Below are 13,047 nucleotides of genomic sequence, written 5' to 3'. Positions count from 1 at the left end.
TAATTCATCTTAAAATCATGTGGAAATTAGTTATGAGATGCAAGGAGTTTTGAAAATGGGGGCTTGATGGAAGAAGCGGATAAAAAAGAGCCGTACCTCATCGTCTTAGTGATGAGGTACGGCTCTACATGTTAAAGCTTATTTTGATGCACTTTGGATTAAGGTGTTTTCTTTAATACAACAAGCGTTTTGGACGCTTCGGATAAAGGCGTTGCGGATTGAGTGCTCGACACAGATTTCTTATCTTTGGCCAGTACGGACAGGACATAAACGGCGTACTCCGCATTGTCTTTAATGTTTTGACCCAGGGCATCCTCGGCAGGGATATCGATGAGGGTTGAGACATCTTTGCCATCCGGTTTTATTGTTGCATTCTTATCTTCTTTGGCAGCGGCGTCCGTTGCTGCTTTAAGATTGAAGGTCTTCATGTTATTTTTCTCTACAAACAACAGGCGGTAAGCCGTAATGCCTCGCTCATCAATCGCCCTCTTGAAATCGACTTGAAGCTTCTTTCCACTCGCATCCAGCTTGGCTGTAACGCCCGTTGTTTGGGTGAGGTTAGGGATTTCGAATTCTTCCGACATGTCAGAGATGCTGTTCTTAGTTGACACGGTGCCATCAGCAACGGCAAGAATATAAACTCTGTACTTGACTCCAGCCACGACAGCTGCGCCGGTTACATCCGATAATCCTGCAGAAAGCTTCTGTTCAATTCTGACGGTAGATGGAGCAACCGTCGTATATAATTGTCCGTTGGTGATTTTGTTCGCATCATCCAATCCGAAACTTCTGCTCGATGGTACGATCAGAATTCGGTATTCTCCCACAGTACCGGAAGAAGGATTGAATTTAACCATAATATCACTGCTGTTCCCGTTGGTGCTTTCAATCCCGGCATACACATCAGAAGGAACCGTGACGGCTGTACCCGAAAGCTTGATAGGCGCCGATGGTGCTGACAGGGCATTGCCTATTGAACCATTGTTGCTTACGGACAGTACGAATACTTGATAATCCACCGAATTGCGAATCGGCTGACCTTCGACGTCGTTGATTCCCGATCTCAGAACGTCACCGAAAATGGTGCCAACCGGTACACTATCGTAGTTGCCCGGACGCACATTGATAGCTTGATCCACTTTAAAGTTACCAGCGTTGGTTTGCTTTACGACCATGATTCGGTATTCTTTGATGTTGGCATCATTAGCTGGATTGGTGAATGATACTTTCAAGTCGCTTGCGTTATTATTGTCTCCCACATCCGCTGCTGTAACGTTCGTTACTGCCGCTACCTGGGTCACGCCTTGAATCGTAACCGCATTAGAGACCGCCGAAAGCGCGTTGCTGTAATTCGAATAGCTGTTGCCTACAGACAGGACATACACGCGGTAGCTTGAACCTCTTTGAATGAGGGCTCCATCGCTATCCTTGGTCGTGTTAACCAAATCCCGAGTGATGGTACCGCCGGTTTTGTTAACCAACGTGTAATACCCGTTGCTGTAAGCTTGCGACACGTTCAGGCTTTGGTTTGACTTTACGACAATCACCCGGTAATGGTCGATGTAGCTTTCGCCATAAGCAGGACTGAAGGTGACTCTCAGGTCGCTTCCGTTTCCGTTATTGCCGTTTAGCGTCAGGGACGGCGTGGAAACAGGGTTAACGTTCTGATTGGCGTTCCCAAGCGTAATGGAAGCATAGTCAGATAATGCATTGTTACTGGTCGAATATCCTACGGACAGGACATAAACGCGATAGCTGACGCCATTGCGAATCAGTTCTCCGTCAATATCGCGGCTGCCTGAATTCAGCACCTGCGACATGTAGTTGCTGCTGCTGTTGTTCTTGCTGATTTGCGTATAATAATAGCTGCTTAAATTGGTTGCCCTGTACAGATCAAAATAACTATTCGATGATTTAACAACGAAGACCTGATAATGGCTAATATTCGATTGATCGGACGGGCGATAGAATGACACCTGCAGGTCGCGACCGTCATTGTAGTTGTTCACGTCGGTGACGGACAGGCTGGTAACCGCGCCCACATTGTAGCTGGAACTCAAGATGATGGAGCTTGATGGAGCGGACAGCACGTTGTTATTGGCGTTATTGTTGTCCACCGCCATGACGAATACGCGATAGTACACGCCGTTGCGAATCGTTGCTCCATCCACGTCTCTGGCGCCCGATGACAGCGTCAGGTTCGTGATGTTATTGCCGGTTTTGTTGACATGGGTATAGTAGTTGTAGCTGGAAGCCGTGTTGGCTCTGCTTAGGTTAAAGCTGCTATAATTGCTGTCCTTTACGACAAACACGCGATAAGAATGAATGCTGGATTCGTTGGACACCTTGTTGAAGCTTACGCGAAGATCGCGGCCATCACCGGCATCGCCGATATCCGTTACCTGCGTGATGAAAGGAACCGTTGTATTCCCCGTGCTGAGGGTGATGCTGGCCGAACCGGACGAGAGGTTGCTTGCAAGCACGCTCTCGTTGCTGCTGACAGACTGAACGAATGCGGTGTAAGCGACTCCGCTGCGAATGAGCTCGCCTGAAGTATCGCGGGCGGAAGAACTCAGCGTCGTGGACAGCGTTGTATTCGTCGTACTGGATTTGCTCACCGTCGTATAATTCTGGCTAGCTACAGACTTAGCTGCTGCCAAGTTGAAGTTAGCTGCATCCTTCGTTTTTACGACAAACACGCGGTAGTTGCTTACATTGCTCTCGTTTTGGGCGCGCGTAAAGCTGACCTGAAGATCACGGCCATCGCCGTAGTCGCTCACATCGCTCGCTTTTACGTTGGTTGCGCCGTTCACCGAATTGGTGTTGGTCAGCGTCAACGACGGGGAAGCCGAGGAAAGGGCATACGTTCCGCCTGTTTTGCTGACTGCCAATACATAAGCCTTATAAGCCTGGTTATCGCGGATAAGGTCACCGTCCACATCCTTTGAGCCGGATGTAAGGGTCAGCGTCGGATCCGAGCCGGATGGATATACCGTGGCGTAAGCAGCGGAGGATACGCGCTGTGCCTCGGTTTGGTTTAACGTCTTGGACTGCTTCACAATCATGACGCGGTAATGCGAGATTAAAGGTTCGGTCGACGATTTGGAGAAGCTGACCTGCAGATCGCGGCCGTCTCCGGCATTGCCGATATCCCGAAGGGTTACGTAATTCACCGGTGCGATCCCGGTATTGTTCCCGCCGGAATTGTTCGTCGTGGTGACGGTAACGGTTTTCGTTTTGGAATTCCAGCCGATTTTTTGGCCAAGGGCTTCGCTTACGAAGCGGACCGGCACCATGGTGTTGCCTTTTAAGTTCTTCGCCGGTACATCCAGCGCCACCGTCTTGTTATTGATGGTGGCCGTCTTGGAGTTGATTTTTAGGATGACGGTCGTGCCATCCTTGACCGCCGTGACGGTTTTCGTTTTTTGATTCCATTTGACCGATGCATCCAAGGCTTCGAAGATGGATCGCATCGGAAGCATGACGCGTCCCTGGATCATGACAGGCGCTTGAGGCGTATACAGCTTGACGCCGTCAATCAAGACGCTGATGTTCACTGCCGCCTGGGCCTGCGATTGGAATGTCATGGGAATTAACAGTATAGCTGCTAGCAAGGCAGTCCATATTCTTTTCACACACTCAACCTCCTGAATTTGCTTTGTTATTATTTTCCTCTACAATATGACGCATTCGTTCAGAATAAAGTTTCAACTATTACATCGGCATTCCGAAAATATTTTTTAGTACCAGATCATAAATAAGGGAAGAAACAGTGCATATTCGCCGTTTCTTCCCTCGTTATTGTTGATCAATATTGGGTAATGGGTTCGGTGCCGCCTGCGATCGACCGGGTTACCGCATCATAGATATTCGGCGGGTGCTCGGCGATTCGGTGGCACAAGTACAGGAACCACTCCTCGCCGTATGTCAGGTAGATTCGGACGGGGAAGCCTTCCTCCTTCAGTTGCTTGGCAAAGTCCGTTCGTATGCCATACAGCATTTCAATTTCGACGGCTGCGCCGCGATACACTTCGTTGCGGGTCATATGCCGCAGGATAGGTTCATCATGAGTGGCGACCGATACCGCCCTGCCTGCCTGAACGCATAAATCCACCATTTGAATATACCTAGTGGTAAGCGTCTCGGAACGAGGAATATACTGTCCCTCTTGTTCCTGATAGGCGCCTTTTACGATGCGGATCGTGCCGGAACCGTAGGTAAGAACTTGTTCGAGATCTTCCAGGGTTCGGGGGAGCTGGGCTTGCAGCGTGATGCCGACATTCGCGAACCGGGCCGATATTTTGCGATGCAGCGCAAGGATGGCATCCGTTTTGGCGGACTCCTCCATGCTGATGACCAGCTCCAAATCGGCCGCCTCCGCTTGGCTGGCAAGCCCTTCAAGATGCCGGTAAGCCAAATTCTCGTCTACCGATAATCCGATATGGGACAGGTCGAGCGAAATACGGGTGCCCGGCCGGCCATTCGAGCAGGCTTCGATTAACCGGGAGAACTCCAGGAAAGCCTGCGTACATTCGGCTTCGGTCAGGGTGTTCTCCCCGATATATTCCAGCGAAGTCCGATAACCTCGTGCATCCAGTGCATCCCGGCAGAACAAACCTCGATCCAGCACGTCTCCCGCGACAAAACGCTCCGCTGCACGCAGCAGGATCGGATACCATTCGGCGGATTGCCGGACGTATTGTTTGAGCTGCAGGTTACGGGCAACTGACTTCAGAGCGTCGGCAAAAGCCTGTTCAGATAAAGAATCAGATAAAGAATCGTTCAAGTTAAACACCTCGCAACATTGGGATCTTCATGATTCTATCAGCGTCTGCGCGAGGCGATATTGTATAAAATTGCGGTTAGTTTAAGATGACGCTGCTTTCGCATACCGAAGAGGCGTTGTCCCCACGCACCCGGCAAAAGCTCTCGTGAAATGGCTCTGATCGTAAAACCCGGACTCGGCAGCAACGTCGGCGATGGTCTTCCCCTGTAACAGCTGCTCTTTCGCATAATTGATGCGCAATAAATTTTGGTAGGCATGCGGAGCAAGATGATAGGTTTCCGTAAACATCCGAATGAGGTGGAATTTGCTGATCCCGGATATGTCCTGCAGGGTATCGAGTGTAATGCGGTCTTTGTAATGATGATCCAAATACTTCTTCGCTCGAAGCATAGCCCGGGATTCATGCACATTGCCGCCAGGCACCGAGGCGCTTTCCTCCTGAAGCAGGCCGGTTTCCCGCATTAATGCCATCAGCATGGATTCAATCTCCAATGGAGTGGCTTTTTGCTGAAGCCCAATTCTGCAGGAATGAACCAGATTTCGGCAGCGATCGTTTTGATATTTCGGCAGCAGGATGGGCATATCGGATTGGGAGGGATGATAGCGGGCAGGCGCAGGGTCGAGCCACCGGGGATGGATAAAAACCATCGTGTATTTCCAGTCGGCGGGATTCTCGGGATGGCAAGCATGAGGGAGCAGCGGCGGGAAATGCACAATATGTCCCTGAGCAGCCTCATACCGTTTCCCGGCAGACCATATGCGGGTAGCCCCTTGCTCAATGAGACCAATGGAGATTTCTTCGTGAAAATGCTTTTTATAGGCCAGATGATCCAAAGCATCGCATTGTTTGATTTCCAAAAACGGCAGAGCAGGGTCGCGCAAAAATATAATATCGGGCATTTTCGTCACTCCTCCTTTTTGACTGGGGCATTCCCGTATTACCGTGTTAAAACCGGACATCAATAGCTACATTATAAAGAAGGCGTTATGTTTGTTCAAAGACGGCGTGAGCCTATTATATAACTTTACGGAAATATAACTGTATAGTAATATAATAAACATGTTGAACGACAACCTTTTTGAAGTATTGGCAGAGCCGAACCGCAGGACGATATTGGACTACCTGCGCGTGAAAGAGTGTACGGTGGGGGAGATTGTAGATCTCATGCAGCTCAGCCAACCCGGCGTGTCCAAACATCTGCGCATTTTGCGGGACGCTGGCCTTGTCTCGCTGCGGAAAGAAGCACAGAGGCATGTGTACAGCCTGAATGCCAAGCCTCTGGAGGAGATCCACGACTGGCTGGAGCCCTATCGGCAGTTCTGGACGAACAAGCTGGATGATCTGGAGAGGCTGCTGGATGAGGATGAAGCTCCGTAATCTTCCTAAGGCCGCCGGATTGGATGATCCATTTTTGAATCAAACATTCCATGAGGAGGATGAGTGATGCTGGCTGTTGTACGGCAAGACGAGTTCGGAACGACCGTCCGATTTGAACGCCGCCTGAAGCATTCGGTTGAGAAGGTGTGGTCCTATCTGACGGATAATGACAAGCTGAAGCAGTGGTTTTCGGAGCTGAAGGTGGAGGATTTGCGCCAAGGCGGAAGAATTACCTTTGACATGCAGGACGGAACGTTCGAGGAGTTTGAGATTACGGACTATCGGGAGTTATCGGTACTGGAGTATACGTGGGGAGAGGACCGGGTGCGTTTTGAGCTGCATCCCGAGGCCGAAGGCTGCCGTCTGGTGTTGATCGAGACGATAACGAACATCACGGATCATACGCCGAAGGATATTGCCGGTTGGGACGTATGCCTGGACGTCATTGAGGCACTGCTGGATGGCAGGACGCTTGAATCGCGCAAAGACGCCTGGTCCGAAAAATACGAGCAATACGTTCACGTATTTGAACAATTGCCCCGAGCATAAATTTTGCTCCTTCCCAGCATGCAAACATGCGGGGTTGGAGCTTTTTTTATTGGAAGGAGGGTGAATTCCATCTATAATCGGATGAGGGATATATTCCCATATGGAATACGTCTGGGTGGAGGGATCAAAATGCCGGATTACAAGGTAAACATCTTGCAGCTTAGAGAAGATAACTATCATAACGGGCTTAAGCTGGGCCGCAGCCTGCGAAATCAGCCCATATTGAAAGCTTTCGAAGCGGCCACCAAACCGGAGATCGACACGGAACAGTTGAAGAGCATCTATAACGAGTTTGCCCCGCAGCTGCTAACGGAGCTTGAAGGACTGGCGGAAGGTTTGGAAATGTCCTTTCCCAAAGCCGCGGCGCTTTTGGGCGGATACGACGTCCCGAAAATCGCGGCCATGGGCTGCTCGGCGATGATCACGGCCTCGTATTACGTAAGAAATTACGATTTTACGCCTGCGTTTTACGATGGTTATTTTACTGTGGCTCAAGCCGATCAAGGCCTGGCAACCGCGGGCTATAATTTGCAGGCCATAGGCAGGCATGACGGGGTGAATGAGCAAGGGCTTGCCGCCGGGCTGCATTTTGTCAGCTTTGACGGATACGAGGCGGGACTGTCGCCTTGGGTCGGCGTTCGGATGATACTGGAATCGTGCAGTACGGCAGAAGAAGCGTCTTATATGCTGCGCCATATTCCCCATGCGGCTTGTTATAACTTTTCAATAGGAGATGCACGGGGCAACATGGCCGTTGTCGAGGCAAGCCCGGACCAAGTGATTTCCCGTGCGGGCGGGGAGGCGGCAATTGCCTGCGTTAACCATTATGAGGCGTTGACGGGCAAAAACAGGCCTGCCATCGAGCATTCCCTGCGGCGTAAACGTTACCTCGACAGCCTGGATGCGGAACGGTTAACCCAAACCGAGGCTTTCGGTTTGTTTAAGGATCCAAAGTCCCCGTTGTTTTTTACGGATTACGACGATTTGTTCGGAACGCTGCATACCTTTTCGTACGCCTTCGAAGATGGAAGGGTCATGACCTCGCTTGCTCAGGGCGGCGTGCTTGATTTTTCGTTCAGGGAGTGGATCCGGGGACAAGATATCCCCGAAGCGGCGTTGACGGGACATATCGATGGATATGAGGACGGACAGCGTGTTTAAAGCTCGGGCAGCAGGATTGCGCTTGGGTGCAATCGCGGCATTGTTAGTCCTCCTGCTGCTTTGTGCCGGAAAAGCCGATGAGGATATTACGCTTCAGAACGAGATCAACATTCCTTTTTTATATCGATTGCTAATGTCGTATGCCCCGGATTCATATACAGTAGAAAGCCAATACGGCAAACCGGATATCGTAAGAAAAGAACGGGACTATACGTATGAAATTCACGAAATGGCGGATGGCAGCAAGCTGGTTTCGTTCTTTTATCCCAGAGGTGGACATCTCACGGATCAATGGCGGCTTAGCCGCCTCCCGGAGCGGAGCGAGTTTGAAGCTTTGGTTCCAGGAGAAGCCCTTGCTCAAGAAGTCAAACGGATCGATCCCTATTTTAAGCTCATGACCGACGCGAGCCATGAGACGGGAACCAGCGAGCATCGTCTCCGAGATACCGGATTGGCCACGATTCAATACAAGCACGCAGGGGGCAGATGGATCGTGGATTCGATCGAGTACACGGCTCAGGACCCTTCCGGTTTCGTAACGAAGCTTCGTGCGGAGGACCGGGCAATCTTCTGGAAATCATAGGATGTTTATCATGGCTTTATTATGAGCGCTTCTTCCGGGTGAAGGAGCGTTTTTTGTGCCGTTCGTGCATGCCGAATTTGGAACATTCTGTGACTTAGCCGTCTGGGGCGGTTCAGCGTTTTCATTGGCGGATTTGTTTATGCTACACTGATTTTAAGGATGGATTCACGGATCAGGACAAGCCAAACAAGTGAATCTAACAACGAAGAACACGCAAATAGAATAGTCCGCTGCACAGGTTTAGGCAGACGCCGTATCCGTATAGACATTGACCATCTGCAGCTGACGCGCTTATAGACCGCTTGGGTTACCTAATTTTCTACATAACGTTCCAGGCCGATAAGGCAACGATGAGTTGGGAGTGGAGTGACATGGCTTTTGTGAGCATTAAGGATGGATATAAGCGCTATCGGATGGGCGAGACCACCATTGTAGCCAACGACGGAATCAACCTGGAGATCGAAAAGGGCGAGTTCGCGATTATCGTCGGTCCCAGCGGGGCAGGAAAATCCACGGTGCTGAACATATTGGGCGGCATGGACACCGCCGATGAGGGGCAAGTGCTGGTGGATGGAACGGACATAGCAAAGTTCAACAGCAAGGAGCTGACGGGATATCGGCGCAATGACGTCGGATTTGTGTTCCAATTTTACAACCTGGTTCCCAATCTGACGACAAAAGAAAACGTGGAATTAGCCTCGCAGATTTCGCCCCGAGCTCTGGATGCCGAGCAAGTGCTGCGGGATGTCGGCCTGGAGCAGCGCCTGAACAATTTTCCGGCACAGCTGTCCGGCGGCGAACAGCAGCGGGTGGCGATTGCCAGGGCGCTTGCCAAGCAGCCGAAGCTGCTTCTCTGCGATGAACCCACGGGTGCGCTTGATTACCATACCGGGAAGCAGGTGCTCAAGCTGCTCCAGGATACCTGCCGCCACACGGGAACGACCGTTATCGTCATTACGCATAATTCTGCCCTGGCACCGATGGCCGATCGAATCATCGAGATCAACAATGCCAAGGTTCGGAAGACGGTGGTGAATCCGAATCCCGTTTCCGTAGACAGCATTGAGTGGTAGGGAGACATCGATGATGAAGAAGAAAGCGTTATGGACTGATATTTTCCGGGAAATATCGCGGACAAAGGCACGGTTTCTGTCCATTTTTGCGATTATTATGCTCGGCGTTGGCTTTTTCGCGGGGATCAAGGCCACCGGGCCTGATATGCTGGATACGGCGGATCACTACTATAAGGATTTAAAACTGATGGACCTTAAGGTTCAATCGACCTTGGGTCTCGAACCAAGCGATATTGAAAAGCTGAAACGGGTTGCCGGCGTGGATGCGGTTCAACCGGGCTACGGCGCGGACGTATTTCTCGGCGACAGCGGGCGGATCGCGAAGGTGCTCTCCTATGACCCAGGTAATAATCTGAATCAATATGTGCTTACAGAGGGTCGAATGCCAGAGGCAGCAGGCGAAATCGTCATCGATGCAGGAGAGAGAGGAAACGAATTTAAAATAGGGGATCAGGTCACCTTTACCAATCCGGATCAGGAAGTGGATTTGGGGGAAACGTTTGATCATCTGACGTATACAGTCGTTGGAAGAGCGAAAAGCCCGCTGTTCATAAGCAGCATGAGCCGGGGAACGAGCGGTATCGGCAAAGGAACGGCGGATGTATTTGCCGTTATTCCGGAGAAGGATTTTAAACTGCCTGTTTATACGGAAGTCTACTTGACCTTTCATGACACGGCGGAACCTGCTCCTTATACAGCCGAGTATGACGAGAAAATCAGCCGGCACAAAGAAGCAGTTGAACTGGCGCTGGAGGCCATGCCGCAGGAGCGGCTGGCGGAAATCCGTGCAGAAGGTCAGAAGAAGCTGGACGAGGCGACGCACAAAATCGAGGATGCCAAGAGGCAGCTTGCCGATGCGGAGCAGGAGTTAACGGATGCGAGGCTCAAGCTGAATGAAGGCGAGCAAGCGTACCGCGATGGGGTGAACAAGCTTCAGGCCGAGCTGGCCCAAGGGCAGGCTAAACTCGATGCGGCGGAACAAGAACTTTCGCATGGCAGAGCGGAACTGAAACGCAATCAGCAGAAGCTGGAACAGGGCCGGAATCAGCTCAAGACGGGTCAGAGCCAATTGGATCAGCAAAAGGCGGAGCTTGCGCCGAAGCTGGCACAAGGACAGCAATTGGCGAAGGCGCTGCAGCAAATCTCCGGCTTGGACCCGGAGGTCATTCCTGACGAGCAGAGGCAAGAGCTGCTCTCGGCAGCTCAGTCAGCCGATCCGAAACTAGCGGTCGCCGTCGGCGGCTTCATGGACGGCGCATTGGACGGCGCTGCTTTGCGACAGGCGGCTTCCGCGTTCCAGCGTGGCCTGGGCGAGGCTTCGCTGCAGCTGGATCAGGCTGAGCAGAAGCTGGATGCAAGCGAAGCAGAGCTGAAGGACGGGCAGGCTAAGCTTCGGGAAGCCGAGCGTCAGCTCGCGCAGGGCGAGGCTTCGTTGAAGCAAGGAACCGAAGAGCTTGCAGCCGCCAGACGGGAGGGGGAAGCCAAGCTCGCGAATGCGAAAGCGGAGCTTGCCCAAGGACAGGCGGACTACCGGGAAGGTCAGGAGAAATTCAAAGAGGAAAAAGCAAAGGCTATGCGGGAGATCGCCGACGGCGAGAAGGAAGTGGCCGAGGGCCGGAAGGAGCTGGATCAGCTTGAGCTTCCCAAGGTCTATGTCATGGACCGCAGCGTCAACCCGGGATATACCGAGTACAGCGATAACGCGGACCGCTTATCTTCCATTGCGACCGCGTTCCCGGTTTTCTTTTTCCTGATCGCGGCCCTCGTCAGTCTGACGACGATGACCCGGATGGTTGAGGAGCAGCGGCTGCAGATCGGAACCCTGAAAGCCCTCGGTTACAGCAACCGGGACGTGATGAAAAAGTTTCTGGTCTATTCGACGCTGGCGAGCGTTGCCGCATCGGCTGCCGGACTGGCCGTCGGCTTTACCCTGTTTCCCGCCATCATCTATGATGCTTACGGCGCTTTGTATAATCTGCCCGATGTAAGAACCAGCTTCTATCTCAGCTATAGCATCGTCTCGGTTGTCGTGGCTGTGCTCTGTACCACCATGACGGCTTATGTGGCCGTGCGGGTGGAGCTTCGAAGCAACGCCTCGGTCCTGATGCGTCCAAGGGCGCCCAAAAACGGATCCCGCATATGGCTGGAGCGAGTGCCATGGGTGTGGAACCGGCTCGGCTTTATTGGAAAAGTAACCGCGCGAAATCTCTTCCGCTACAAGCAGCGGATGTTCATGACGGTCTGCGGCGTGGCCGGGTGCACGGCCCTCATTCTGACCGGTTTCGGTCTTAAGGACTCCATCGGGGATATCGCGCCGATGCAATACGGCAAAATCATGCAGCACCAGGCGACCGTGGTATTCCAAGAAGATAACGGCGAGAGCGGCGGGCTGGAGGACTATAACAAGCGCCTAGCGGGAGTTCCGGAGATTACGGGAATCCTGAACGTGACCCAGGAGGCGATGACCGCGGCGGCCCCCGGCGTGAACGGCCAGGATGTGAATTTGTTCGTGCCGCAATCGCCGGAGAAGATCGATTCGTTTATCGTGCTGAAGCCCCGCGAACAGGAGCAGACGCTGTCGCTGACGGATGACGGCGCGATCATTACCGAGAAGCTGGCCAAGCTGTTCGATCTCGGCATTGGCAGCACATTCACGGCTCAGAACAGCGATAATGAACCCTTTGAAATGCGCGTGGCGGGGATTACGGAGAACTATGCCTTGCACTACGTGTACATGACGCCGAAATACTACGAAGACATTTTTGACGCAGCGCCCGAAGCGAACAGCCAGCTGCTGACTTATGACCGTAAGGATCCGGGGTGGGAGGATCGGCTCGGGGAATCGCTAACCGCAAGCGAACGGGTCGCCATGGTGAGTTTCACGAGCGGCGTGAGCGACGCCTTCAGCGATACGATGGGCAGCATGAACGTCGTGGTGGTCGTCCTCATTGTGTCCGCTGCGGCCCTCGCATTTGTCGTGCTGTACAATCTGACGAATATCAACGTATCCGAACGGATACGCGAGCTGTCGACAATTAAGGTGCTTGGCTTCTACGACAAGGAAGTAACCATGTACATTTATCGCGAAAACATGATCCTGACCGTGCTCGGGATCATAGCGGGCAATCTGGCAGGCATATTCCTGCACCGCTTCGTGCTACTGACCGCAGAAGTGGATGCGATGATGTTCAGTCCCACCATCCATGAAATCAGTTATGGCTACGCGGCGCTGCTGACGCTACTGTTCTCGGCCATCGTCATGGCTTCCATGCATTACAAGCTGAAGCGGATCGACATGATCGAAGCGCTGAAGTCGTGGAATAACATATAGTTCGGCATGAGAGCCATTTTCGCGGGAGACGATCCTTGTGAACGGGCTCTCTTTTTCGCTGCCTGTTCATCCTGGTTTTTATGTTGCCGCCATGCGTGAAGAGGTATTGGAATGCGATTTCCGGCGATAATTTTCATCCGCCGGCAAGATCTAGGAGAAAATATATTATAATAGACATATCCAGCC

Annotated in this window: 9 protein-coding genes; 6 read left to right on the top strand and 3 right to left on the bottom strand. The window is 52.1% G+C overall.

The window, feature by feature from the left end:
• Positions 1-158: 158 nt before the first annotated feature.
• The 3 genes from RB298_RS32295 to RB298_RS32285 all read right to left on the bottom strand — a co-directional run bounded on the left by RB298_RS32295 (position 159) and on the right by RB298_RS32285 (position 5,686).
• The gene (locus RB298_RS32295; RefSeq protein ID WP_192569443.1) at positions 159-3,635 is read right to left on the bottom strand and encodes a copper amine oxidase N-terminal domain-containing protein; all 3,477 of its coding nucleotides are present in this window, start codon (positions 3,633-3,635) and stop codon (positions 159-161) included.
• A gap of 173 nt (positions 3,636-3,808) precedes the next feature.
• On the bottom strand, positions 3,809-4,786 hold the full coding sequence (locus RB298_RS32290; protein WP_375120693.1) for a proline dehydrogenase family protein: 978 nt from the start codon (positions 4,784-4,786) through the stop codon (positions 3,809-3,811).
• Between the two features lie 81 nt (positions 4,787-4,867).
• Positions 4,868-5,686 (bottom strand): AraC family transcriptional regulator, encoded by an 819-nt coding sequence (locus RB298_RS32285; protein ID WP_192569441.1) that lies wholly within the window; start codon positions 5,684-5,686, stop codon positions 4,868-4,870.
• Between the two features lie 160 nt (positions 5,687-5,846).
• On the opposite strand from RB298_RS32285, the gene RB298_RS32280 reads away from it, so the two are divergent.
• The 6 genes from RB298_RS32280 to RB298_RS32255 all read left to right on the top strand — a co-directional run bounded on the left by RB298_RS32280 (position 5,847) and on the right by RB298_RS32255 (position 12,861).
• Positions 5,847-6,164, top strand: coding sequence for an ArsR/SmtB family transcription factor (locus RB298_RS32280; RefSeq protein WP_015733844.1), 318 nt, complete (start codon positions 5,847-5,849; stop codon positions 6,162-6,164).
• A 66-nt stretch (positions 6,165-6,230) separates the two neighbouring features.
• Positions 6,231-6,713 carry an SRPBCC family protein gene (locus tag RB298_RS32275; protein WP_015733845.1) on the top strand — a complete coding sequence of 161 codons (483 nt, stop codon included), beginning with the start codon at positions 6,231-6,233 and terminating at the stop codon, positions 6,711-6,713.
• Positions 6,714-6,842: 129 nt separating this feature from the next.
• Positions 6,843-7,874, top strand: a complete 1,032-nt coding sequence (locus RB298_RS32270) for a C45 family autoproteolytic acyltransferase/hydrolase (protein WP_375120692.1) — start codon at positions 6,843-6,845, stop codon at positions 7,872-7,874.
• Positions 7,867-8,457, top strand: coding sequence for a hypothetical protein (locus tag RB298_RS32265; RefSeq protein WP_375120691.1), 591 nt, complete (start codon positions 7,867-7,869; stop codon positions 8,455-8,457). The genes RB298_RS32270 and RB298_RS32265 overlap by 8 nt, the downstream gene beginning before the upstream one ends.
• Positions 8,458-8,828: 371 nt before the next feature.
• Positions 8,829-9,530: an ABC transporter ATP-binding protein gene (locus RB298_RS32260; protein ID WP_009591627.1), complete on the top strand. Its 702-nt coding sequence runs from the start codon at positions 8,829-8,831 to the stop codon at positions 9,528-9,530.
• 10 nt (positions 9,531-9,540) lie between these two features.
• Positions 9,541-12,861: an FtsX-like permease family protein gene (locus tag RB298_RS32255; protein WP_375120690.1), complete on the top strand. Its 3,321-nt coding sequence runs from the start codon at positions 9,541-9,543 to the stop codon at positions 12,859-12,861.
• The last annotated feature ends 186 nt before the right edge of the window (positions 12,862-13,047 follow it).

It is taken from the genome of Priestia sp. BR_2 (assembly GCF_041954005.1).
Lineage (GTDB): Bacteria > Bacillota > Bacilli > Paenibacillales > Paenibacillaceae > Paenibacillus_AQ > Paenibacillus_AQ lautus_A.
The sequence above is the reverse complement of the archived record's forward strand: the minus strand, read 5'-3'. Positions and strand labels throughout refer to the sequence as shown.